At 65.7% G+C, this 22214-nt stretch carries 24 protein-coding genes; 10 read left to right on the top strand and 14 right to left on the bottom strand.

Annotated elements, in window-relative coordinates; genetic code table 11:
* Positions 1–2: 2 nt before the first annotated feature.
* Positions 3–644, bottom strand: a complete 642-nt coding sequence (locus ASE28_RS17360) for a MotA/TolQ/ExbB proton channel family protein (RefSeq protein ID WP_057267740.1) — start codon at positions 642–644, stop codon at positions 3–5.
* A 353-nt stretch (positions 645–997) separates the two neighbouring features.
* Between ASE28_RS17360 and xseA the strand changes: the two genes are divergently transcribed.
* Together xseA and ASE28_RS33110 are read left to right on the top strand one after the other, a co-directional pair.
* Complete coding sequence (gene xseA, locus ASE28_RS33115; protein WP_057267866.1) at positions 998–2311, top strand: exodeoxyribonuclease VII large subunit; 1314 nt, start codon at positions 998–1000, stop codon at positions 2309–2311.
* A 159-nt stretch (positions 2312–2470) separates the two neighbouring features.
* Positions 2471–3052 (top strand): superoxide dismutase, encoded by a 582-nt coding sequence (locus ASE28_RS33110; RefSeq protein WP_057203271.1) that lies wholly within the window; start codon positions 2471–2473, stop codon positions 3050–3052.
* Between the two features lie 83 nt (positions 3053–3135).
* Here the strand turns inward: ASE28_RS33110 and ASE28_RS17345 are convergent, their stop codons facing one another.
* Entirely contained in the window at positions 3136–3561 is a 426-nt protein-coding gene (locus ASE28_RS17345) for a DUF192 domain-containing protein (protein WP_235514598.1), read from the bottom strand.
* A 201-nt stretch (positions 3562–3762) separates the two neighbouring features.
* Positions 3763–3972, bottom strand: coding sequence for a hypothetical protein (locus ASE28_RS17340; RefSeq protein ID WP_057267738.1), 210 nt, complete (start codon positions 3970–3972; stop codon positions 3763–3765).
* Between the two features lie 196 nt (positions 3973–4168).
* On the opposite strand from ASE28_RS17340, the gene icd reads away from it, so the two are divergent.
* Complete coding sequence (icd, locus tag ASE28_RS17335; RefSeq protein ID WP_057203147.1) at positions 4169–5428, top strand: NADP-dependent isocitrate dehydrogenase; 1260 nt, start codon at positions 4169–4171, stop codon at positions 5426–5428.
* A 127-nt stretch (positions 5429–5555) separates the two neighbouring features.
* On the opposite strand, the gene ASE28_RS17330 is transcribed toward icd, so the two are convergent.
* Entirely contained in the window at positions 5556–6509 is a 954-nt protein-coding gene (locus ASE28_RS17330) for an aldo/keto reductase (protein ID WP_057267736.1), read from the bottom strand.
* Between the two features lie 308 nt (positions 6510–6817).
* Between ASE28_RS17330 and ASE28_RS17325 the strand changes: the two genes are divergently transcribed.
* Positions 6818–7834 carry a hypothetical protein gene (locus ASE28_RS17325; protein ID WP_157422012.1) on the top strand — a complete coding sequence of 339 codons (1017 nt, stop codon included), beginning with the start codon at positions 6818–6820 and terminating at the stop codon, positions 7832–7834.
* Here the strand turns inward: ASE28_RS17325 and ASE28_RS17320 are convergent.
* On the bottom strand, positions 7822–8421 hold the full coding sequence (locus ASE28_RS17320; RefSeq protein ID WP_057267729.1) for a chromate transporter: 600 nt from the start codon (positions 8419–8421) through the stop codon (positions 7822–7824). The genes ASE28_RS17325 and ASE28_RS17320 overlap by 13 nt on opposite strands.
* A complete protein-coding gene (locus ASE28_RS17315; RefSeq protein WP_057267727.1) occupies positions 8418–9020 on the bottom strand; it encodes a chromate transporter in 603 nt (200 codons plus the stop codon). Before ASE28_RS17315 ends, ASE28_RS17320 begins: the two co-directional genes overlap by 4 nt.
* A gap of 275 nt (positions 9021–9295) precedes the next feature.
* Between ASE28_RS17315 and ASE28_RS17310 the strand changes: the two genes are divergently transcribed.
* The 4 genes from ASE28_RS17310 to ASE28_RS17295 all read left to right on the top strand — a co-directional run bounded on the left by ASE28_RS17310 (position 9296) and on the right by ASE28_RS17295 (position 13608).
* Entirely contained in the window at positions 9296–10141 is an 846-nt protein-coding gene (locus ASE28_RS17310) for a fumarylacetoacetate hydrolase family protein (RefSeq protein WP_057267725.1), read from the top strand.
* Between the two features lie 116 nt (positions 10142–10257).
* Complete coding sequence (locus ASE28_RS17305; protein ID WP_057267724.1) at positions 10258–12144, top strand: adenylate/guanylate cyclase domain-containing protein; 1887 nt, start codon at positions 10258–10260, stop codon at positions 12142–12144.
* A 40-nt stretch (positions 12145–12184) separates the two neighbouring features.
* Positions 12185–12679 (top strand): SH3 domain-containing protein, encoded by a 495-nt coding sequence (locus ASE28_RS17300; protein ID WP_235516152.1) that lies wholly within the window; start codon positions 12185–12187, stop codon positions 12677–12679.
* Complete coding sequence (locus ASE28_RS17295) at positions 12676–13608, top strand: M48 family metalloprotease (RefSeq protein WP_057267722.1); 933 nt, start codon at positions 12676–12678, stop codon at positions 13606–13608. Before ASE28_RS17300 ends, ASE28_RS17295 begins: the two co-directional genes overlap by 4 nt.
* Positions 13609–13698: 90 nt before the next feature.
* Here the strand turns inward: ASE28_RS17295 and ASE28_RS17290 are convergent, their stop codons facing one another.
* Positions 13699–13983 carry a DUF6150 family protein gene (locus ASE28_RS17290; RefSeq protein ID WP_057203270.1) on the bottom strand — a complete coding sequence of 95 codons (285 nt, stop codon included), beginning with the start codon at positions 13981–13983 and terminating at the stop codon, positions 13699–13701.
* A 174-nt stretch (positions 13984–14157) separates the two neighbouring features.
* Positions 14158–14775, bottom strand: a complete 618-nt coding sequence (locus ASE28_RS17285; RefSeq protein ID WP_057203138.1) for a hypothetical protein — start codon at positions 14773–14775, stop codon at positions 14158–14160.
* A gap of 142 nt (positions 14776–14917) precedes the next feature.
* Between ASE28_RS17285 and ASE28_RS17280 the strand changes: the two genes are divergently transcribed.
* Complete coding sequence (locus ASE28_RS17280) at positions 14918–16288, top strand: sorbosone dehydrogenase family protein (RefSeq protein ID WP_057267721.1); 1371 nt, start codon at positions 14918–14920, stop codon at positions 16286–16288.
* Positions 16289–16296: 8 nt separating this feature from the next.
* Here the strand turns inward: ASE28_RS17280 and ASE28_RS17275 are convergent, their stop codons facing one another.
* The 5 genes from ASE28_RS17275 to ASE28_RS17255 form a co-directional block, all read right to left on the bottom strand.
* On the bottom strand, positions 16297–16938 hold the full coding sequence (locus ASE28_RS17275) for a hypothetical protein (protein ID WP_157422011.1): 642 nt from the start codon (positions 16936–16938) through the stop codon (positions 16297–16299).
* A 97-nt stretch (positions 16939–17035) separates the two neighbouring features.
* Entirely contained in the window at positions 17036–17443 is a 408-nt protein-coding gene (locus ASE28_RS17270; RefSeq protein WP_082608113.1) for a cupin domain-containing protein, read from the bottom strand.
* Between the two features lie 17 nt (positions 17444–17460).
* Positions 17461–18501, bottom strand: a complete 1041-nt coding sequence (locus tag ASE28_RS17265; protein ID WP_082604225.1) for a phytanoyl-CoA dioxygenase family protein — start codon at positions 18499–18501, stop codon at positions 17461–17463.
* A gap of 93 nt (positions 18502–18594) precedes the next feature.
* Positions 18595–19590, bottom strand: coding sequence for a tripartite tricarboxylate transporter substrate-binding protein (locus ASE28_RS17260; protein ID WP_057203135.1), 996 nt, complete (start codon positions 19588–19590; stop codon positions 18595–18597).
* Positions 19591–19620: 30 nt separating this feature from the next.
* Positions 19621–20289 (bottom strand): DJ-1/PfpI family protein, encoded by a 669-nt coding sequence (locus tag ASE28_RS17255; protein ID WP_057267719.1) that lies wholly within the window; start codon positions 20287–20289, stop codon positions 19621–19623.
* Between the two features lie 105 nt (positions 20290–20394).
* Between ASE28_RS17255 and ASE28_RS17250 the strand changes: the two genes are divergently transcribed.
* Positions 20395–21411: a GlxA family transcriptional regulator gene (locus ASE28_RS17250; RefSeq protein ID WP_057267718.1), complete on the top strand. Its 1017-nt coding sequence runs from the start codon at positions 20395–20397 to the stop codon at positions 21409–21411.
* Between the two features lie 28 nt (positions 21412–21439).
* Here the strand turns inward: ASE28_RS17250 and ASE28_RS32720 are convergent, their stop codons facing one another.
* Positions 21440–22198: a DUF2628 domain-containing protein gene (locus tag ASE28_RS32720; protein ID WP_200963963.1), complete on the bottom strand. Its 759-nt coding sequence runs from the start codon at positions 22196–22198 to the stop codon at positions 21440–21442.
* Positions 22199–22214 lie beyond the last annotated feature (16 nt).

The raw sequence follows: 22214 nt of genomic DNA, 5'->3' as shown, positions 1-22214 counted from the left end.
CGTCACTTCTTGTGGCGCAGGATGTGGCGCACGAACTGTTCCGAGGCCAGTTCCAGGGTCAGCAGGTAGGCATCGACGCGGCTACGGAAGTAGCGCCAGAAGATCAGCGCCGGGATGGCCACGATCAGGCCGAAGGCCGTGTTGTAGAGGGCGATCGAGATGCCGTGCGCCAGCCGGGCAGGGTTGCCCCCGCCCATGGCCTGCCCCACGCCGCCGCTGCCGGTCTGCGAGCCGAAGATCTCGATCATGCCGATGACCGTGCCCAGCAGGCCGAGCAAGGGGGCCGCCGAAGCAATGGTGGCCAGGGCGCTGAGGTATTTTTCGAGCCGGTGGGCGACGGAGCGGCCCGTGCCCTCCATGGCGGCACGCAGATCGGCCTCGCTGCACTGGGGGTTGCTGTTGAGCGTGCGCAGGCCACTGGCCAGCACCTCGCCCAAAGCAGAGTTCTGCGCCAGCTGGTTCACCACGTCGGGTGTGGGCAGGCTTTTCGACGAAACGGTGATGGCTTCGTCGAGCAGCTTGGGCGGCGCGACACGGGCCGTCTTGAGGGCCACGAAACGTTCGATAACCAGGGCCATACCGAGGATGGAACACACGATCAGCGGCCAGATGGGCCAGCCTGCGGCTTGTATGATGGACAGCAAATCTCTCTCCGCGCAGATGAGGGGCAATCGGCGATTATGGCCCAGCTTGCTGGCCACTTTTCGTCACAAACCGTTACCTTGGCGGATGCCCCGGGTGACCGCAGCGTCACCCACAAAATCTGTGGATAACTTTGTGGGCAACCGGGTCGCTCAGGCCCGCAAAGTGGCTTGGCGCCGTGCTTGCAACAGATTGATGAAAAATTGCGCAGTGAAAAATACATATAAATCAATGACTTGCACGTGCTCTCGTGATTTGCCGTGGGCAAGTGGTTATCCGGCACCTGTTGCCGCTGCATCGCCGCTTCTGTGGAAGACTCGGCCTGCCAATGGGGCGCCAATGGCCGCCGTTGCTCATGTTTGAGCGTGGAAGCCCCACAGTGGCGCCCCGCGTGTGGGAAGTTGGCGCGCTGTGCCGCGCCATTGCTGATGCGCTGGAGGCGCGCTTCAATCCTGTCGCGGTGCGCGGCGAGATCACGGGCTTCTCGCGCGCATCCAGCGGGCATTGCTACTTCTCGGTAAAAGACGCTCAGGGCCAGTTGCGTTGTGCCATGTTCCGCCGCGCCGCCAGCCTGCTTGACTTTTCGCCGCGCGATGGCGAATTGGTGGAAGTGCGCGGCAAGCTCGGGGTGTACGAAGCCCGGGGCGACCTGCAGTTCATTGTGGAAAGCATGCAGCGCGCCGGCCAGGGCGCGCTGTTCGAGCAGTTCCTGCGCCTGAAGGCCCAGCTGGAGGCCGAAGGCCTGTTCGACGGCGCCCGCAAGCGGCCACTGCCCGTGCAGCCGAGTGGCATTGGCCTGGTCACGTCGCTCGGCGCAGCCGCACTGCACGATGTGGTCACGGCGCTGCGCCGCCGGGTGCCGCACATCCCCGTGGTGCTGGCACCCGCCCAGGTGCAGGGCGCAGCCGCGCCGCAGTCCATCATTTCCGCGCTCAACCGGCTGTACCGGCTGGCGGAGCAGGGGCCTTCGGCCAGCCAGCCGGCCATCGACACCATCCTGCTGGTGCGCGGCGGCGGCTCCATCGAGGACCTGTGGGCCTTCAACGACGAGCACCTGGCCCGCACCATCGTGCAAAGCCCGGTGCCGCTGGTCAGCGGCGTGGGGCACGAGACCGACTTCACCATCGCCGACTTCTGCGCCGACCTGCGCGCACCTACGCCCACGGCGGCGGCCGAGCTGGTGGCGCAGCCGCGCGAGGTGTGGCTGGGTGCCCTGGAACTGATCGAAGGCCGCATTGCCGACGGACTGCAGCGCCAACTCGATGCCCGCCACCAACGCCTGGACCAGGCCGCCGCCCGCCTGGGCCGCCCCTCGGGCCTGGTGGCACGCGAGCAGATGCAGATGGCGCGCATGGCCCAGCGCATGCGCCACACCGTGCTGCTGCGCCTGCAGCGCATGGAGCAGGCGCAGCAGGCCGCCGCTGCGGCACTGCCCTTGCAGGTGCAGCGCCGCATCGACGGCCTGCGCGACCGGGTCGACCGCGCCGCGCTGCGCCTGGAGCTGCTCGACCCGCGCCTGGTGCTGCAGCGCGGCTATGCGCTGCTGGCCGATGCGGATGGCCACGCAGTCACCAGCGTGCGCCAGGTGCATCCTGGCGACGCGCTGCGCGCCACGCTGGCCGATGGCGTGGTCGACGTCACCGCTGCTGCACAGGCGCGTTTGCTGTAGGACAATCGCGGCATTGTCATGGACTATGACGAATCGTTGCACCCTTCTCTGCACAGGTTACATGTTCTTCCTACAATGCCCGTTCACCCACAGGCACGCCGCGTGGAACTCATGGCGCAGCGGGCCCACCACAATTCAAACCACCACGAGGAAAACACCATGGAACATACCCTTCCCCCGCTGCCCTACGCCATCGACGCCCTGGCCCCGAACTACAGCCAGGAAACGCTGGAGTACCACCACGGCAAGCACCACAATGCCTACGTGGTGAACCTCAACAACCTGCAAAAGGGCACGGAATTCGAGACGATGACCCTTGAGGAGATCATCAAGAAGGCCAGCGGCGGCATCTACAACAACGCCGCCCAGATCTGGAACCACACCTTCTTCTGGAACTGCATGGCACCCGCCGGCGGTGGCGAGCCATCGGGCGCGCTGGCTGCGGCCATCACCGCCAAGTGGGGCAGCTACGCCGCCTTCAAGGAAGCCTTCGTCAAGAGCGCCGTGGGCAACTTCGGTTCGGGCTGGACCTGGCTGGTGAAGAAGGCCGACGGCAGCGTCGACATCGTGAACACCGGCGCCGCCGGCACGCCCCTGACCACTGCCGACAAGGCCCTGCTGACGGTGGACGTGTGGGAACACGCGTACTACATCGACTACCGCAACATGCGCCCCAAGTTCGTCGAAACCTTCCTGGACAAGCTGGTCAACTGGAAGTTCGCCGAAGCCAACTTCGCCTGATTGCCGGCTACCGGCCTGCCTGCCCTTGCCGGGTGGGCACAAAAAAACGGCCTTCGGGCCGTTTTTTTATGGGCGCAGCAGGTTCACTTGCGCGAGAAGGGCGCGCCACCTAGCTTGAAGCCCGCCTTGATACCCTTTTTGGCAAACCAGCCCTGGTTCATCTCCAGCACGAAGCGCACGGGCTTCTTGGAGCAGTGCGAATCCAGCGTCTGGGGCTTCATGTCTTCCAGATTGACGATGGTGCCGTCGTCCGCGACGAAGGCGGCCGTCAGCGGCAGCAGCGTGTTCTTCATCCAGAAGCACTGCTCGCTGGGCTGCTCGAAGACGAACAGCATGCCCTCGTGCTGGGGCATCTCGGGGCGGTTCATCAGGCCGATCTGGCGCTCCACGGGGGCCATGGCCACCTGGGCATCGATGCGGTGCATGCCGGCAGAGAGCTCCACGCGCTGCAGGTTCAGCTGCGGGCCTTCCTGGGCCTGGACGGTGGCAGCCAAGCCAGCAAGCGACATGGCCAGTACGCCAGCGACCAGCAGGCGAAGGGGGGCAAGGGCTCGGGCGGCGGGGCGGGTACGGCTCAGGCGGGTCATGGGACTCTTTCGGCAACGGGATGACGGGACGGGCGCCAGAAACGGAAACGCCCGCAGTTGCGGGCGATTCTGAAGCAAACCAGCGGGGCAGGGGTCAGTGCAGGGCACAAACCCCCAGCCGCATCAGGCTGCGGCCTTCTTGGCGTGCTTCTTGGTCTTCTTCTGTGCCATTTTCTTGGACTGCTTGTGGGCCGGTGCCGCCTTGGCCATGGGGGCGGGGGCTGCTGCGGGAGCAGCTGCTGGAGCGGGTGCGGCAGCAGGGGCGGCTGGGGCCTGTGCGAAAGCACCGGCAGAGAACAGACCAGCCATCAGGACAGCGAGGAGTTTTTTCATATATGCCATTTCCTAGACGAACTATCGGGTTGAGGGCTTCGCAAAAAATTCACGAAGCTCCACCTGCAACGATAGCAGCCCCCGCACGGTTGACAGGGCTTTCCGGCATTTTTTTGTCTATAGAATCTTTGTGGTTGGCTGCACCCCGCACGGCCTGCCCCATTGTGTTTCAGATATCCAACGGAGACCTTCGCCCATGACCAGCTACCAGCACATCAAGGTGCCTGCCCAAGGGCAGAAAATCACCGTCAACGCCGACATGTCCCTGAATGTGCCGGACGAGCCGATCATTCCTTACATCGAAGGTGACGGTACCGGTCTGGACATCACGCCGGTCATGATCAAGGTGGTCGATGCCGCCGTGGCCAAGGCCTATGGCGGCAAAAAGAAGATCCAGTGGATGGAGGTCTACGCGGGCGAAAAATCCACCAAGGTCTACGGCCCCGACGTGTGGCTGCCCGAGGAAACGCTGGCCGTGCTGCGCGAGTACGTGGTGTCCATCAAGGGCCCGCTGACCACGCCCGTGGGCGGCGGCATCCGCTCGCTGAACGTGGCCCTGCGCCAGGAGCTCGACCTGTACGTCTGCCTGCGCCCGGTACAGTATTTCAAGGGCGTGCCTTCGCCCCTGAAAGAGCCCGAAAAGACCAACATGGTGATCTTCCGCGAGAACTCGGAAGACATCTACGCCGGCATCGAGTTCGAGGCCGAATCCGACAAGGCCAAAAAGCTCATCAAGTTCCTGCAGGACGAGATGGGCGTCAAGAAGATCCGCTTCCCCAACACCTCGGGCATCGGCGTCAAGCCCGTCTCGCGCGAAGGCACCGAGCGCCTGGTGCGCAAGGCCATCCAGTACGCCATTGACAACGACAAGCCCAGTGTGACCGTCGTGCACAAGGGCAACATCATGAAGTACACCGAGGGCGGGTTCCGCGACTGGGCCTATGCCCTGGCGCAAAAGGAATTCGGCGCCGAGCTGATTGACGGCGGCCCCTGGTGCAAGTTCAAGAGCCCCAAGTCGGGCAAGGACATCACCATCAAGGACAGCATCGCCGATGCCTTCCTGCAGCAGATCCTGCTGCGCCCCGCCGAATACTCGGTGGTGGCCACGCTCAACCTCAACGGCGACTACATCTCCGACGCACTGGCCGCCCAGGTCGGTGGCATCGGCATCGCGCCGGGCGCCAACATGTCCGACTCGGTAGCCTGCTTCGAAGCCACCCACGGCACGGCCCCCAAGTACGCCGGCAAGGACTATGTGAACCCCGGCTCCGAAATCCTCTCGGCCGAGATGATGCTGCGCCACATGGGATGGATCGAGGCGGCCAATTTGATCATCAGCTCGCTGGAGAAGTCGATTGCGTCGAAGAAGGTGACTTATGACTTCGCGCGGCTGATGGATGGGGCCACGCAGGTGAGCTGCTCGGGCTTCGGGCAGGTGATGATCGACCACATGTGATCGTGATTGACCTGGGTTCTTGAGGACCCTGGAAGCCAGCCCGTCACTGTGGTGACGGGCTTTTTTTATGCATGCCAGGTTCGCATCGATTCCACGGTGTGTAATGCTTCCGTGGGTTTTGACCCTTTCACTCCGCGCTGGCAGCACCCAGTGTGGCCAAGGCTTCGGCGTCCAGCGTGAGCTGGCTGGCCTTGACCAGGTCCTGCAGCTGCGCCAGCGAGGTGGCGCTGGCAATCGGTGCGGTGATGCCCGGCTGCACGATCTGCCAGGCCACGGCCACCTGGCCGGGCGTGGCGCCAATGCGGGCCGCCACGGTATCCAGCGCGCCCAGGATGCGCAGGCCGCGCTCGTTGAGGTACTTTGCCGTGGTGTTCTTGCCGCGGGCGCTCTTGGCGGCATCGGCCTCGGTGCGGTACTTGCCGGTCAGAAAGCCGGCGGCCAGCGCATAGAAGTTGATCACGCCCACGCCTTGCTCCACGCACAGCGGCTGCAGTTCCTTTTCGAAGACGGCGCGGTCGTACAGGTTGAACAGGGGCTGCAGGCTCTCGTAGCGGGCCAGGCCCAGGCTTTCGCTGGTCTGCAGGGATTCTGCCAGGCGTGCCGCCGTGAAGTTGGAGGCGCCGATGGCGCGCACCTTGCCGGCCTTGATCAGGTCGCTGTAGGCGCCCAGCGTGTCGGCCAGCGGCACTGCGGCATCGTCGTCATGCGACTGGTAGAGGTCGATGTGGTCGGTCTGCAGGCGCGTGAGCGAGGCGTCCACCGCCTGGCGGATGTACTCGGGGCGCAGGCCCACCTTGCCGTCGCCCATGTCCTTGCCGACCTTGGTGGCCAGCACGATGCGGTTGCGTTTGCCGTTCTGCTTGAGCCAGCGGCCGATCACCGCCTCGGACTCGCCGCCCGTGTGGCCCGGCGCCCAGCGCGAGTACACGTCGGCCGTGTCGACGAAGTTGAAGCCGGCGTCCACCCAGGCGTCGAGCAGCCGGAACGAGGTGGCCTCATCGGCCGTCCAGCCGAAGACGTTGCCGCCAAAGCACAGAGGGGAAACTTGCAGGCCCGAGCGGCCGAGGGGACGAAGGTTCATGGAGTGGGGTTCCTTGGATGGGGATGCGGGGGACTGTTCGGAAGCATTGTTGCTGCTTTTTTTGAGTCCTGCTGGGGACAAGCGCCCTTCGTGCGTGCGATAGGGGCAGGCCTGTGCGTGATGTTGTTCACGGCGGGGGCGCCTGCCAGCCAGTGGGCCTATGGACTTCAGTGCCCTGCAAAGAGGACACTTCGCCCAGCCTGCAGGGAACCCGTGCCTTGCAGGTGACAGGGTCTGTTCACGCGGGGATATCTGGCAAGCCGGGGTATGCAGAGCTCCTGGTCTACGCCTTCACCGGAGAAACCATGATGCGATCATCAATCAGGCGCTTTGCAGCGCTGGCACTCGGCGTATCGGTTGCCGCCACCGCCCAGGCGCAGCTGTCGGTACGCCCCTCCAGCCGCGACGCGGCGCGGCAATGGCTTGAAAGCTCGTTCCCCGCCCTTTTTCCGCCCGGTGCCGGGCAGGACGGAATGGCCGGGCCCTATGCCTACCGGTTCTACCCTTCGGTGGGCAATGCCTTTGCCTTCAGCGATGGCAAGTTTCTCGTGGCCAGCCAGACCCAGACCGCGGGGCAGATCGTGGACCTGACGGCGGCCATGTGCCAGCTCAATGCTGCGCTGTGCGAGACCACGTCCGTGCCTCCCCCCGGCACGGGCACCGGCGCCGCGTCGGATTGCTTCAACCCGGTGCTGTTGCAGCAGGGAACGACCTACCGTTGGGATTGGCAGTCCAGTGACGGCGCCGTGCAGTTCAGCACCGAGGGGCGCATCAATGGCCCGGCCAGTTTTGCGGGGCAGACGGGCGTGATCGAAACCGAGCGCACCGTGTCGGTGGGCCGGGCCGGGGCGCCCCCATTCACCTCCCGCGTGCGGGAGTACGAAAGCGTGGAGAACACGCCGCAGGGGCCCGTACTGCTGCGCTACGGAAGCATCGTGCTCATGGACGTGCCCTTGGCAGGTACCCGAACCACGATCGTGAACACCCCGGTGAACCGGATCCGCGATTTTTCGCTGGCCGTGAACGAGAGCTACACCTTGAACGAGGTGCGGCAGACCACCATGGAAATACCGGGATTGCCAACCCAGACGAGCACCGTCCGCGAAGCGCAGACCTTTACCTATCGAGGCCAGGAAAGCATCACCGTGCCGGCCGGCACCTATACGGCCTGCAAGTTCGAATGGACAAATGGCGCGCGCCAATCAGCGGGGTGGACGGCCAAGGGCAGCGGATTGCCCCTGGTGATCACCGGCGACGATGGTGCAGGCAACCCGATCACGCTGTACATCAAATCCAGCTCGCACATCAACGGTCAGCCCATATAGCCCAGGGCACCGAGGAGCGCACCGGCCCCCAGCATCCACAGCAGGTGCAGGCGCGTCTTCCACACCAGCAGCATGGTCACCACGGTCGCCAGCCACAGTGGCCAGGCGGTGGCCAAACCGCCGTGGGCCTGGGCCAGTACCCAGGTGGTGGCCAGCAGCAGGCCGATGACCACCGGCACCATGCCCTGCTTGAAGGCGCGCACCCCGCGCCGCTCGCGGTTGCGGTGGCCCCAGCGCGTGGCCAGCCAAGTCAGCAGGCTGCTGGGCAGCATCACGCCCACCATACACACGGCCATGCCCAGGGCGCCCAGCGCCCAGCCCAGCGGGCCGGCGCCGCCCGCGTTCAGGCCCACGTTCCAGCCCAGCAGGGCGATGAAGAGCACGTTCGGCCCGGGGGCGGCCTGGGCGATGGCGATGGAGGCATTGAACTGCGGGTCGGCCAGCCAGGCCTGCTTTTCCACCAGGAAGCGGTGCATGTCGGGCGCGGTGGCAATCGCACCGCCCACGGCCAGCAGCGACAGCGACATGTAGTACAGGAACAGCTGCAGCCAGTCGGCCCAGCCCAGGCTGATGGTGGCGCCGGTCATGGTGCGAGCTTTCGCCAGGTGAGCAGGCAGGCCGCGCCGCCCAGGATCGGCAGCGTCCACATCAGCGGCCAGCGCAGCACGGCCATGGCCACCACCGTGAGCACCGTGACCACCGAGCACACCGCCGGCCCAAGCGGGTGGGTGCGCAGCGTGGCCGAAAGCTTCAGGCCCGTGCCTGCGATCAGTCCGGCGGCCACCGCGCCCATGCCACGCAGGGCGCCGGCCACGGCCGGGTGGCTGGCAAACTGGGCATACACCACGGCCAGCGACAGCACCAGCATGAGTGGAAACAGCAGCATGCCGGCCAGCGCGGCCAGCGCGCCGCGCCAGCCGAAGTAGCGGTCGCCGATGGTGATGGACAGGTTGACCACATTGGGGCCCGGCATGATCTGCGCCACGGCCCATTCCTCGACGAATTCCTCGTTCGTCATCCAGCGCTTGCGTTCCACCAGTTCGCGCTGCACCACGGCCAACACGCCGCCAAAACCCTGCAGCGCCAGCCAGGTGAAGGACCAGAACAGGTCGGTGCAGTTGCGCGGCGCCGGGCGTGGCGGTAGCGGGGTGTGGGGCGCAGGGGAGGGTGGGGCGGCTGGAGCCATGGAAAGCTGGACAGGACAGGGGCTGGACGCCATCGCGGCGCTACCCCGTGATGTTAAGGCAACGCTGAACAAGTCCTTCACGCGTCGCACACCCTGCTTTGGGCGGTCTGCGGCGTTGCAAATGCTCGCCATAGCACCGGCTATGGCTGCGCTTTGCGCCTGGCAGCCCATCCCAAATCAGGGCACGCGCCATCGCGAGGACTTATTCAGCGTTGCCTTAAACGTCTCGCAGATGGGTATGCTGGCGCCTTCCCGCATCCTGAACCAATCCCGACATGAAACTCATCCGTTACGGACAACCTGGCGCCGAGCGCCCCGGCCTGCTCGACAGCGAGGGCGTGCTGCGCGACCTCTCCATGCTGCTGCCCGAGCTGGGCCCGGCCCAGCTCAACCCGCGCACGCTGGCCGCCCTGGCCGCCATCGACGCCACGCGCCTGCCGGCCGTGGAGGGCACGCCCCGCCTGGGCTGCCCCGTTGGTGGCGTGGGCAAGATCGTCTGCGTGGGCCTGAACTACGCCGACCATGCGGCCGAGGCAGGCATGCAGGCGCCGGCCGAGCCCGTGCTGTTCATGAAGGCGATCACCTCGCTGAGCGGGCCGAACGACGAGGTGCGCATTCCGCCCGGCTCGCTCAAGACCGACTGGGAGGTGGAGCTGGGCTTGGTCATCGGCACCCGCGCCAGCCATGTGAACGAGGCAGCCGCGCTGCAGCACGTGGCGGGCTATGTGCTGGCCAACGATGTGTCCGAGCGTTCCTACCAGATCGAGCGCGGCGGCCAGTGGGTCAAGGGCAAAAGCTATGACACCTTTGCCCCCATCGGCCCCTGGCTGGTGACCGCCGACGAGGTGGCCGACCCGCATGCACTGGACCTGTGGCTCGAAGTCAATGGCCAGCGCGTGCAGAACGGCAACACGCGCAACTTCATCTTCGGCCTGCCCAAGGTGATTGCGTACATCAGCCAGTTCATGACGCTGGAGCCCGGCGACATCGTGCTCACCGGCACGCCCGCCGGCGTGGGCCTGGGCCAGAAGCCCGCGCCCTGGTTCCTCAAGCCCGGCGACGTGGTGCGCCTGGGCGCGACGGGGCTGGGCGAGCAGCGGCAGGTCTGCGCGGGCGGCTGATGGGCTTGGGGGAGTAGGGGGCGCACAACGCGCAGGGTAGATGCGCTTGCCGCGGGCAAAGCCGGGCGTGGATACTCTGGCCTGTGCCGTCCGCCCCTTCCCACCATTCATCGACCGTGCTCACCCGGCTGCGCCAGCGCTTTGGCCGCCGTGCGCTGTATGCCGTGCTGTGCCTCATGCTCTGCGCGCTGGCGCTGTTCGAGGTGACCACGTGGCACAAGCTCGATGCCCTCGACAACCGGGTGGGGGATGCGCTCCTGCGCTGGCATGCGGACAGCCGCAAGCCGCCGGACGACGTGGTGCTGATCGACATTGACCAGCCATCGCTGATGGACCCGCAGATGTTCGACATCGCGGGCAAGTGGGTCTGGCCGCGCGTGATCCACGCCGAGCTGATCAATGCGCTGGTGGCACAGCAGCCGCGCGCCATCGTGCTGGATCTGTTCCTTTCGCAACCCGACCGCTTTCGCCCCGAAAACGACGCAGAACTGGCGAAGGCGCTGGCTTTCGAGCGCGCCTTTGTTCCCATGCTCCTCATGGATGGGGCGGAGCAGAAGGCGCCACTGTCCATGGCGCCGCCGGTGATGGGCATACGAGCGCTGGAGCATGCCGACCCGAAGGCCAGCTACGGCATCGAGGCGCCGTTGGCCCTGCCCCCCGACGCCTGGCGCACGGGGTACATCAACTTCATCAAGGACCGCGATGGCATCGGCCGCCATACCGAATTGGGCCGCGAGGTCGATGGTTGGTGGATACCGCACATGATCGGGCGGGTGGCAGACGCGCTGCAACTGCCCAAACCCAAGCAGCCGGGTTTCCGGTTGAACTGGTACGGCACGGAGTTCACACGCATTCCCTATGCCAAGGCCTATCTGGCGACCCAGATGGAGGGAGGCAAACTGCCTTTCGACGCCCATGGCAAGATCATCGTGATCGGTGCCACGGCCAGCGGAATTTTCGACTTCGTTCCCACGCCGTTCGATGCCACGACCCCCGGCCCCTTTGTTTTGGCCACTGGAATAGCCAACCTGCAGAACAATGACTGGTTGCGTGAGGCCCCGGTTTGGGCAAATCCGGCCCTGGTGCTGGTATTGATCTGCACTCTTGCGGTGGCCTTCGTTGTTCGCATGTCACCCATCTGGGTGATCACGGGCTATGCCGCGCTGGTGGCTGCGGCCATTGGGGTCAGTCTGCTGGTGTTGCAGCAGAGCCATGTGTACTGGATGCCGGTGTCCACGCTGGTGCTGGGGGCGGTGGCGTTGCTGGCCTTTGGGCTGCTGTCTTCGCGGCTGGAGATGGGGCAACGGCGCCATGTGCAGGCCATGTTCTCGCGCTTCGTGGATCCACGCATCGTGCAGGATTTGTCTGAAACGGTTGCCCAGGCCGAGGTTTCCGCCAGCCGCGAGATCACGCTATTGTTCTCGGACATCCGGGGCTTCACCAGCCTGTCGGAGCACCGCAAGCCCGAGGAGATCGTGAACATCCTCAACCGTTATTTCGAAATGCAGGTGGAGGTGATCTTCCGCTACCAGGGCACGCTGGACAAATTCATCGGCGACGCCATCATGGCCTTCTGGGGGGCGCCCATCGCCCAGCCCAACCACGCCGTGCTGGCGGTGGAGGCGGCACTGGGCATGGCCGATGCACTGCAGCGCTTTGCCGACGACATGGCACGCGAAGACCCCACCGCCAAATTCGACATCGGTATCGGCGTGCACACGGGGTCGGCCGTCGTCGGATTTCTGGGCACATCGCGCCGGCTGGATTACACCGCAATCGGCGATGCCGTCAACCTGTGCAGCCGCATCGAAGGTTGCACAAAAGGCATAGCCCGGGTTTTGGTTTCCGAGTCGACAAGGGCACAATGTGGGGAAACATTTGTTTTCATTGACCGCGGCGATTTCGAAGTAAAGGGCCGTGACCAGGCGGTGCGGCTTTTTGAGCCGCAGCGCCGCTCGCCAATGGGGGAATCGGCACCCGCCGCAACCCCGGTTTTGACATAGAGAGAGGAGAAGGAAAGTGAACACATCATTCGTAGGCCTTTTGAAGGGCCTGCTGATTGCGCTGCTGCTGGGGCTGGGCCTCGGTGCGCACGCCCAACAGCTGGAAGTCACCACCCCAACCGAGCTGCGCGCCATGCCGGCCACAAATGGCAAGGTGGTAACGAGGCTGGTCAAGGGCAGCAAGCTCGAACAGATCGAAGCGCAGGTCGGCTGGATCAAGGTGAAGTTCGGTGAACTGGAAGGCTGGGTGCGCTTGAACTTCGTGAAAACCATGCAAGCTGCCGCGCCAGCCGCTGCTCCGTCCAATTCTGGTACCAACCTGGCAGGCTTGTTCTCCCCACGCAGCAATGCGCCTACTGCGTCCACCGGCACCAAGGGACTCACCAAGGAACAGATCGCCAACGCCCAGCCGAATCCGGCTGAAATGGCACAGCTTGAGAAGTACGCCATCAACATGGGCCAGGCCGAGCAGTTTGCGCGCAGCGGCAAGGTCGTGGCGCAGAAGATTGACGCTTACACCGGAGCAGAAAAATGAAACTCCAACGCTTGAAGGCCGCCGCGCTGGTGCTGGCTGCCGTCGTATTGCTGACCGGTTGTGAAACCATGCCTGCTGCTGGCGGCGCACCCGGCGGGCTGGGGGCCATCTCCTCCGTATTGGGTGGCGGTTCCGGCGGCGGCTCGCGTGCTGGCGGCGTCATGGACGTGATCCAGGGTGCATCCGCTGCATTCAAGGACTATTCGGCCGAAGAGCAGCGCGCCATGGGCAATGACTTCGCGTCCGTGCTGCTGGGTGCCCGCCCGCTGCTGCGCAACGAAGCTGTGCAGCGCTATGTGAGCCAGGTCGGCTGGTGGGTGGCCGCGCAGGCTGAAAAGCCCAAGGACAAGGACGGCAAGGACATCCAGTTTGCCTGGCGCTTTGGCGTGATCGACTCCGACGCCGTGAACGCCTACGCCACACCCGGCGGCTTCGTGTTCGTCACCGTCGGCCTGTTGCGCCAGCTCAAGTCCGAATCGGAACTGGCCGGCGTGCTGGGCCACGAAATCGCCCACGTGACGCGCGGCCACTACCTGGCCGCCATCAAGAAGGGTGGCTTTGCCCAGGCTGCCGGCGGCGTGGTGCAGGCACGCTCGGGCAATGCCATGGTGAGCTCTGCCATGGTGGGCCTGGTGCGCAATCTGTACACCAAGGGTCTGGACCAGTCGGACGAGTTCGATGCCGACCGCCAGGGCGTGCTCTACGCCGCCCGGGCCGGCTACGCACCCATTGGTCTGCCCACGGTGCTGAACATGTATGCAGCCACCGGTTCAGGCTCCAATCAGGCGTATGAAGTGCTGTTCTCGACCCATCCGGCCCCCAAGGACCGCCTGGAGAAACTACAGCCGTTCATGTCCAGCAAGTTTGGCTCGGCCGCGAACGTGAGCAACGAAGCCCGCTACGACGCCATCAAGCGCCAGCTGCGTTGATGCCTGCAGGGCGGCGGCGATGCCGCCCATGGCAAAAACCCCTGCCGTGCATTGCAAGGCAGGGGTTTTTCATTTCTGGCGGGCAGCGGCTCAGCCCATCTTGCCCTTGAACCTGTTACCCGCATCGCGCCAGCCCGCCTGCTCGGGCGTCTTGACCTGGAAGGCCTTGATGTCGGCCTGGCTCTCGAACTTCACCTTGAAGATCTTGAAGCTGGCCTGGGTTGCGTAGTCAACAAAGTACCAGGTGGTGTCCCCGCGCGCCTGGGGCTCGTAGGCGGCCTCGTACCAGCACAGGTCGGCCTGGCTTTCATGGGCCACTTCGCAGACGGTTGCATCGGCCTGGTGTTCGTACTTGGTGACCAGAATCTTCGCCATGGGGAGTTCCTCTTCGTGCACTGGAGACGGGGCCAAAAGTCGCGCCGGCGGCATTGCCTTGTGTCGCCAGTGCAAGGTTATCCAAAAAACCGTGAAAAATTCCACGGAACCGACAGGCGTCACATATGGACACCTTGTCGGTGAAATTTTGTCTTTTTCAGCGCACCGAAGTGGCTACTCCACTTGCGCCGTCTCCACGAAGATCAGCTCGCAGGAGTTGGCGCCCGAATCCGAGCGGGTGAGTGAGCTGGTCCAGCGCCAGCCGCCGGGGTGCGTTACCTCCACCAACTGGCCGGTGATGCGGATGAATTGCCCCGTGCGCGCCTTTTTGAGCACCCGCTCCACGGCCGCGTTGGCCGGGATCATGTGCATGTTGGCCGATGACTCGATGATCTCCTGCAGGGGGATCGGTGGCTGGCTCGACCACGAATAGCGGTACCAGCGCCCGCCCTGGGTGATGTTCAAGGGCTCGTACACCGCCGGCTCGGCCATGCGCCGCCAGCCCAAGGCAAGGTCCACGGGGGACAGATCGGCTTCGCGGCCAAAGGAGTATTCCTCGCGCCCCAGCACCCTGGCGCGTATGGCGAACTGGGCCAGTGGTTTGACCTGGTACTCCTTCAACGCAAAGGGGGCAGCGCTGGTGGAGGTCTGCTGCGGTACCTCGGCAAACACCTGCTGCGTGGCCGACTGGCCCTGCAGCCGCTTGTCCACCCGGCCCAGGCGCAGCTTCTCGACGGCGAAAAAGCCGATGAGCAAAATGATCGCCAGCAGGACAACGGTCTTGAGTCTCATGGAAGTTCTTGCGGCGGCCAATGCGTTAGGGTTGTGGAAATAAATGTAACGCGGGGCTGCGCATTTTGCGCAATTGGCTGACAGGGCGCGCGTGCCTGGCCCTCCACACTGCAGCCATCGCTCGCCACAAAGGCCCATCGCCATGCCATTTTCCTTCTCCCTGACATCGCGTCCCTGGCCGGCGCTGCTCACCGGCACGGTGCTGGCGGCCAGCCTGGCCGCCTGCGGTGACACCGCCATCCTCTCGCCCGAGCAGGGCATGGGCAAGTCGCCCACCTTGCCGGCGCCGAACCAATCGCTGATTCCCACGCTGCACATCGCCCCTGCCAAAGGCTGGCCCGAGGGATCCATGCCCACCGCCAGCCTCCCGGGCCTGTCGGTCACGCCGTTGGCCACCGGGCTCGACCATCCGCGCTGGGTGCTGGTGCTGCCCAACGGCGACGTGCTGGTGGCCGAAAGCCAGGCCCCGCCCAAGGGCGAGGGCGCGCCATCGGGTGGTGTGCTCGGCGCCATCAAGGGCTGGGTCATGAAAACGGTGATGGGCAAGGCCGGCTCGGGCAAACGCCCCTCGGCCAACCGCATCACGCTGCTGCGCGACGCCGATGGCGATGGCAGGGCCGAAACACAGAGCGTTTTTCTGCAGAACCTGAACTCGCCGTTCGGCATGGCCCTGGTGGGCAACGAACTCTACGTGGCCAATGCCGATGCGGTTGTGCGCTTTCCCTATGAGGCGGGGCAAACGAGCATCACCGCCCCGGGCACCAAGCTGGTGGACCTGCCCGGCGGCCCCATCAACCACCACTGGACCAAGAACCTGATCGCCAGCGCCGACGGCAGCAAGCTCTACGTGACCGTGGGCTCCAACAGCAACGTGGGTGAGAACGGCATGCAGGCCGAAGAGGGCCGTGCCGCCATCTGGGAGGTGGACCGCGCCAGCGGCTCCCACCGCATCTTCGCCAGCGGCCTGCGCAACCCCAACGGCCTGGGCTGGGCGCCCGGTACGGGCGCGCTGTGGACGGTGGTCAACGAGCGCGACGAGATCGGCAGCGACCTGGTGCCCGACTACCTCACCTCGGTCAAGGATGGCACCTTCTACGGTTGGCCCTACAGCTACTACGGCCAGCATGTGGATGAGCGCGTGCAGCCGCCCCGGCCCGACCTGGTGGCCAAGGCCGTGTCGCCTGACTATGCCCTGGGCTCGCATGTGGCGCCGCTGGGCATGGCGTTTTCGCAAGGGCCGGCCCTGGCGCCACAGCTGGCCAGCGGCGCCTTCGTGGGCGAGCATGGCTCGTGGAACCGCAAGCCGCGCAGCGGCTACAAGGTGGTGTTCGTGCCGTTTGTCGATGGCCAGCCTTCGGGCCTGCCCATCGACGTGCTCGCCGGTTTTGTGAGCCCGGACGGCGATGCCTATGGCCGCCCCGTGGGTGTGGCCGTGGATGCGCGCGGTGGTTTGCTGGTGGCCGATGACGTGGGCAACGCCGTGTGGCGCGTGGGTGCAGCAGCACCCAGGTAGCCCGGAATTCAGCGCATTCCGACCGCTTGCAGTGCCTTCTGGAGCGTGATCCGGAAGACCGTGTGCTGGTAGGGGTCTGCAATGACCACCGTGTGGGTGGCCCGGCCGTCGCTCAGCGTGAAGCCGTTGGTGTACGCGCTGATATTCACCAGAGAGTTGAGCGGCAGGGCAAAGGACTTGTGGTCGCCCGCGAAGATGACGCGCTCGTCGGTCACCACCAGCTCCCCGGTAGCGACGATGAGGGCCTCGTTCACTGCCATGCTGGTGGCATTGCTGTGGTGGTTGGTGCCCACGCCAAACAGTTGCGGGTGGCTGGTTCCCGCTGTCTCGGTTTCGTAGCCCACGGTGTGGACCTCTCGCAGGCCCGCCTCGACCGCTGCATAGGCGACTTCTCCGGGCCGCACCAAGGCCTGGCGCGGAACCATTGGGGTCAGGGGCTGTTCCTGCAAGCGCACGAGGGCTTGCTGTTCGCGGGCTTTGCGGATTCTGATGCCGCGCGCACTCACCACCAGAAAGAAACCCAGGGCGCCCGCGATACCCCAGCAAAGGGCCACGCCGATCACGGCCTGCAAAAGCGTGGCACTGGGGGGAATCTCCCCCTGCAGCCACAGCCGGAGCCAGTTGACCGGCACCAGCGCAAGGATCACCACGATGACCCACGAAAAAAATCTGCCGACGCCCATTGCACTCCCTCGCTTTGTTCCTGGTGCATGAAGTCTACCGGCGCGCGCTGGCGCCCTGGCGTTGTCAGGCGCCCACCGAATCGACCAGCTCGGTGGGGAACTCGCCCGGCATCACCACCTCCAGCATCTCCACGTCCTCGCTGTGCCCCAGCTCTCGGTGCCGTATGCCGGGCGGCTGGTACACGCAGGAGCCGGCCTCGAGCCGCACCACGCCCTGGCCCTCGTATTCGAACTCGATCCAGCCCTTGAGGATGTAGACGAGCTGGAAAGTGGTGCGGTGCAGGTGCGGCTGGCTCGAAAATTCGGCACCGCCCGCAGCGCGGATCACGTGGGCCACCAAGCGGCCGTCAGTGGCGTCCTTGATGCCCAGGTCGCGGTACTCGAAGAACGAGCGCAGGCCGCGCGTGAAGGTGGCGTTGGTGGCGTGCGTGGCCACGAAGGTGGAGGCTGGATTGGCTGGGGTGGTGTCCATGGCGGGGTGTCTCCTTGTCAAAGCCAGGTGTCGTGGGTCGCCACCTCGGCGGGGAACATGTTGATGTACTGCACCAGGCGCGGCCGGGTTCCCCGGTTGGGGCTGGCACCGTGGGGCAGGGCTTGGTGCCAGATCACGAGATCGCCTGCGCCTGCGCCGACGGGCGTGGCACCCAGGGCCTGGAAGTCCTGGCGGCGCGGATCGGCGCCGGGTGGCAGGCGGGCCAGCCAGTCGCCCACCGTGCGGTGAAAGCCGGGCACCACGGTGAGTGCCCCCTGCTCGGGCGGTGTGTCGGTGAGGTACAGGATGCCCTGGGTGCAGAACGGGATGGGCTGGGCCAGGCTCACGTCCCAGTGCAGCCCTTGTGCACCGTAGGCATGGCCCGGGCGCTCGGGCACGTTGAAGCCGCAGCGGTCGGTGCTGCGCCACAGGTCGGCCGTGCCCCACAGCTGGGCAAAGGCCTTGTGGATGCGCAGGGAGCGGCGGTTCTTCTCGAAGGCCGGGTGCTGGAACAACTGCAGCATGATGTTGCGCGGTGCATGGGGGTACCAGGACTCCGGGTCGTCCGGCGTGGCGTTCACCGCGTCCCACACCACCTGCGCGGCGGCGGCGCTGTCGGCTGCGGGCACGGCCTGCCGCACGACCACGTAGCCATGGGTGTCCCAGTGCGCCAGATCGGCCGCGTCGAGCACGGGCGGCATGGCCTCTATCCGGGCGTGCAGTTCCCGCAGCGCATCGGGCGGCGGGCCACCGTCGACCAGGGCCTGGATGCGTGCCACGGTGGCGGCATCGGGTGCACCCGCAGTGCGCACGATCCAGTCCTCGAAGTCGGCGAAGTCCGGTGCTTCGCGCAGCACGTGCTGCATGGTCTGCTCCAGCCCCACACCCAGTGCGGCCAGCACGATCTGGGTGCGATGTGCTTCCTGCATGCCCGAGCCCGCCTGGCCCTGGCGCGCGGCCATCCAGCTGGACCAGCAGCGCTTGAGGTAGGGCACCTGCAGCGCGCCGCGGTCATGGGGAGAGCAGAGGGTGTCGGCGGAGTGCGGTGCGGAGGACATGCAGGAGGCAAATAGCTGTGGGTGCTGGGGTTGTGCGGGCACTCCTTTGTAACAGCCTGGGCATGTCCGGCCAAGCAATGAATCCGGACCCGCTTACTGGGGTACGAACCCGCTTTGCGCGACCAGCGCTGCCAGCGCCCTGGATACCTGTGCCAGCCGCAGTGCTTGCTCGCCGGGCGTGCCTGCAGCCGGTGTCATGGCATTGGCCTGCAGCTTGGCCACCACCTCGGGCAGGGCCACCACCTGGTTCAGCGCCGTGTTGTAGCGGGCCACGGTCGCGTCGTTCAGCCCGGCAGGGGCGTACAGGCCCAGGAAGTCGCTGGTTGCGTCCAGGCTGGGCAGGCCCGCCTGCGCGAACGAGGGTACACCCGGCAGCAAGGGCGTTGTGCGGCTGACTGCCAGGATGCGCAGCCGACTCGCCTTCTGGTACTGCAGAAAATCCGAGATGCCCGACACGCCGGCCGCGATCTGCCCGGCCAGCAGGTCCGTCACCATGGGGGTGGCGCCCCGGTAGGCCACGGGCACGATGTCGGCCTTGAGCTGGCGCGCCACTTCGCCGGCAATGAACTCCGGTGCGCTGGCCGGGGCGGGCACGCCGATGCTGGCCTCGCTGCGGTGCGCGGCGAACCAGGTACCCAGTTCCGCCAGGTTCGCAGCCCCTGTCTTGGGGTGCACGGCCAGCGCCAGCTCGAAATTGGCCACGGCGCCCAGGGGCCGGAAGTCGGTGGCGGGCGCAAAGCCCGGCGCCTTCATGGTCAGCGGCACCATGGCCACGGTGTGGGTGTTGCTCATGAAGATGACGGAGCCGTCTGCGGGCGCGGCCTTCAGGGCCTGGGCGGCAATCTGCCCGCCCGCGCCGGGCTTGTTGTCCACCAGCACGGGCTGGCCCAGTTGCATAGCGAGCTTTTCGGCCACGATGCGCGCCGTGGTATCCGCAGGGCCGCCCGGCGGGTAGCCCACGAGCATGCGGATGGGGCCGCTGTAGGTTTGCGCCTGGGCGGCGCCGGCTGCGACCAGCAGTGGGAGGGCCAGCAGCGCGGCTTGCAGGCAGCGGCGGCGGGACAGAGCGAATGGGTAAGGGTGGGGCATGGCGTCCTCGTGGGGCTGGGGGGATGGTGGTCAGGCGGCCTGGCGCTGGGTCAGCAGCGCACGGCGCCGCTCGACGATGGGGTGAAGCCGGGCCCGCGCGGCCTGCACCAGGGAGGCCGGCGCCTTGTGCGGCGAGCCGGTGTCAAAGGGCGGCTCTGGGTCGTACTCGGCAAACAGCTGGATGCCCTGGGCCACTTCGGTGCTGCTGGCCAGCGCAATCGCCTGCAGCGCACAGTCGATGCCCGAGGTCATGCCGGCACCGGTGATGCGGTTGCGGTCCACCACCACGCGTTCATCGACCGGGGTGGCGCCTACCAGGGACAGCAGTTCGTGCGATCCCCAGTGGCAGGTGGCCCGGTAGCCTTGCAGCAGGCCAGCCGCGCCCAGCACCAGCGGGCCGGTGCAGATGCCCACGATCCATTGCGCTCCCTGGGCCTGGCGTGCGAGGAATGCCAGGGTCTCCCCATCGCTCAGCAGCGCCTCGATGCCCGGCCCGCCGGGGACGACCAGCATGTCCAACTGGCCACAGGTATCGAAGGACGCCGTGGGGCGGAATTCCCAGCCCAGTTCCGTGCGGACCGGGTCGGTGTGCTTCCACACCAGGTGCAATTGTGCGCCGGGTATGCGCACCAGAAGGTCTGCGGGTGCGACGTAGTCGATGGCCGTGATTTCCGGAAATACAAGCATGCCGATGTTCATGGGGGTTGGCTTTCGTGGGTGGGAGGGATGGCTCCACTGTAGGATCGGGCTGTTTGTCCGTCAGGACACAACAACCACGATTTCTGCCAACTCGCTTTGCCCCCAATGGCCCACCCCGCGCACCAGGTCTGGTTTCTTGTGTTCGATCAGTTCCAGCTGCTCGACGTGAGCGGGCCGCTGCAGGTGTTTGCCACGGCCAACGACGAGCTTCGGCTGGCGGGGCGGCCTGCGGTCTACGAGACCGCTGTCTATGGCCTCGAAGGTGGCGCGACCTGCAGCTCCAGCGGGGTCGAAGTGCTCGCGCGGCCCTTGCCCGAGCGGCTGGCCAGAACCGTGCAGACCCTGGTGGTGCCTGGAGGGCCCGGGGTGTTCCTGCCGGCGACCCCATCATGCAAAGCGGCAGACACGCCTGCGGCGGCAGCCCTGGCGCGGTGGATCCAGCAGGCGTCACCGCGCATCGAGCGGCTGGCATCGGTGTGCACCGGCGCTTTCGTGCTGGCGCACGCCGGCGTGCTCGATGGGGCGGGGGCGGTGACCCACTGGGCCGCCTGCGAGCAGCTGTCGTCCCGCTTTCCGGCAATTGCGGTGCAGCCCGATGCGATCTACTTCCGCCAGGGGCGGGTGTGGACTTCGGCCGGGGTCACGGCCGGCATCGACATGGCGCTGGGCATGGTCGAGGCCGACCTGGGCCGCGACATCGTGATGGCCGTTGCCAAGAAGCTGGTGGTGTTCTACAAGCGGCCCGGCGGGCAGTCGCAGTTCAGCAGTGCGCTGCTGGAGCAGACGGCCGGCGACCAGCGCATCACCCGGCTGCACGCCTGGATTGCCGAGCACCTGCGCTCTGACATCAATGTGGCGCGCATGGCCGACCAGATGGGCATGACCCTGCGCACCTTTGCGCGCTTCTATACCACCCACACCGGCACCACGCCCGCCCATGCGGTCGAGCGCATCCGCCTGGAGAAGGCCTGCCGCCTGATCGAGGCGCACCGGCACAGCAACAAGGCGGTTGCGGTGCAGTGCGGCTTCAATTCGGAAGAGGTGATGCGGCGCGCATTCATGCGCCACCTGAACGTGTCACCCAAGGGCTACCGCGAGCGGTTTGCGGCGGCTGGCGCCTGACGGGCGCAACCCGGGCCGCTGCCGGGTGTCACTCCCACCAGGTGATGACCGCCTTGGCGGCTGCCATGGACTTGTAGCGGGTTTCAGCACGGTGCTCATCCTTGACCACGACGGAGCCGTCCTGGTGCAGGCGGTACGTCCACTGTGTGCCTGCGAGTTTGCCCTCTTCGACGACCGTCTCGCTCAGCAGGGCGGACTGGCGGGCAGCTTCCTCCTGCTGCCGGGCTTCATTCTGTTGTTGTGCCGCGCGCTGGCTGTGTTCGGCCGCGATTCCTTTTTCGATGCCATCGACGTAGGCAATGGCATCCTCCACGGTGCCAAAGAGCTTTTCGTTGGCGACGAATTTATCGAGCGTGGTGTTCTTCTCGATGTTGTATTTCTTGACCAGGAACAGCTTGTAGGCGTCGTTGTCCACGGACATCTCGCCCATGAATCGATTGGTTGCCTGGCTGGGGGACGCTGCGGGCACATCAGGCTGGTACCTGGACGAATCCAGCTTTAGCTCTGCAATGGCTGCGTTCACGCGTTCTGGCATGTCATTGAAGGTGTAGCCTTTTTCCAGCAGCTTCTTGGTGTAGAAGCCGTTGTAGATGAAGGCCCAGATGATGCACATCGGGAGCCAGCTCAAGCCTGCCGTCATGGCGGCGAAGATGACGGCAACGGCGAAATATCCGATGAACGTGAGGTAGTCCGCTCGAAACAAGGCGGGGAACGGACCGAAGAAAAAAGTGGTCCATGAAAACCCATGGAATCCCGTCTTGGTGATTCCGGTGGAGTTGTTGATCATCTTGACTGCCTCAGCC

The sequence above is a fragment of the Acidovorax sp. Root219 genome (assembly GCF_001428665.1).
Taxonomy (GTDB): Bacteria; Pseudomonadota; Gammaproteobacteria; order Burkholderiales; family Burkholderiaceae_C; genus Acidovorax.
Note: the sequence above shows the minus strand (reverse complement) of the source record. Positions and strands in the feature narration are given on the sequence as shown.

Bases quoted from the DNA above. Each gene is read 5' to 3' on its own strand.
- ASE28_RS17280 (WP_057267721.1), top strand. From the start codon at position 14,918: ATGCCATTTTCCTTCTCCCTGACATCGCGTCCCTGGCCGGCGCTGCTC.
- ASE28_RS17315 (WP_057267727.1), bottom strand. From the start codon at position 9,020: ATGGCTCCAGCCGCCCCACCCTCCCCTGCGCCCCACACCCCGCTACCG.
- ASE28_RS17265 (WP_082604225.1), bottom strand. From the start codon at position 18,501: ATGTCCTCCGCACCGCACTCCGCCGACACCCTCTGCTCTCCCCATGAC.
- ASE28_RS17250 (WP_057267718.1), top strand. From the start codon at position 20,395: ATGGCCCACCCCGCGCACCAGGTCTGGTTTCTTGTGTTCGATCAGTTC.
- ASE28_RS17320 (WP_057267729.1), bottom strand. From the start codon at position 8,421: ATGACCGGCGCCACCATCAGCCTGGGCTGGGCCGACTGGCTGCAGCTG.
- ASE28_RS32720 (WP_200963963.1), bottom strand. From the start codon at position 22,198: ATGATCAACAACTCCACCGGAATCACCAAGACGGGATTCCATGGGTTT.
- ASE28_RS17295 (WP_057267722.1), top strand. From the start codon at position 12,676: ATGAAACTCCAACGCTTGAAGGCCGCCGCGCTGGTGCTGGCTGCCGTC.
- ASE28_RS17330 (WP_057267736.1), bottom strand. From the start codon at position 6,509: ATGAACCTTCGTCCCCTCGGCCGCTCGGGCCTGCAAGTTTCCCCTCTG.
- xseA (WP_057267866.1), top strand. From the start codon at position 998: ATGTTTGAGCGTGGAAGCCCCACAGTGGCGCCCCGCGTGTGGGAAGTT.
- ASE28_RS17340 (WP_057267738.1), bottom strand. From the start codon at position 3,972: ATGAAAAAACTCCTCGCTGTCCTGATGGCTGGTCTGTTCTCTGCCGGT.
- ASE28_RS33110 (WP_057203271.1), top strand. From the start codon at position 2,471: ATGGAACATACCCTTCCCCCGCTGCCCTACGCCATCGACGCCCTGGCC.
- ASE28_RS17290 (WP_057203270.1), bottom strand. From the start codon at position 13,983: ATGGCGAAGATTCTGGTCACCAAGTACGAACACCAGGCCGATGCAACC.
- ASE28_RS17255 (WP_057267719.1), bottom strand. From the start codon at position 20,289: ATGAACATCGGCATGCTTGTATTTCCGGAAATCACGGCCATCGACTAC.
- icd (WP_057203147.1), top strand. From the start codon at position 4,169: ATGACCAGCTACCAGCACATCAAGGTGCCTGCCCAAGGGCAGAAAATC.
- ASE28_RS17325 (WP_157422012.1), top strand. From the start codon at position 6,818: ATGCGATCATCAATCAGGCGCTTTGCAGCGCTGGCACTCGGCGTATCG.
- ASE28_RS17260 (WP_057203135.1), bottom strand. From the start codon at position 19,590: ATGCCCCACCCTTACCCATTCGCTCTGTCCCGCCGCCGCTGCCTGCAA.
- ASE28_RS17270 (WP_082608113.1), bottom strand. From the start codon at position 17,443: ATGGACACCACCCCAGCCAATCCAGCCTCCACCTTCGTGGCCACGCAC.
- ASE28_RS17285 (WP_057203138.1), bottom strand. From the start codon at position 14,775: ATGAGACTCAAGACCGTTGTCCTGCTGGCGATCATTTTGCTCATCGGC.
- ASE28_RS17310 (WP_057267725.1), top strand. From the start codon at position 9,296: ATGAAACTCATCCGTTACGGACAACCTGGCGCCGAGCGCCCCGGCCTG.
- ASE28_RS17345 (WP_235514598.1), bottom strand. From the start codon at position 3,561: ATGTCGCTTGCTGGCTTGGCTGCCACCGTCCAGGCCCAGGAAGGCCCG.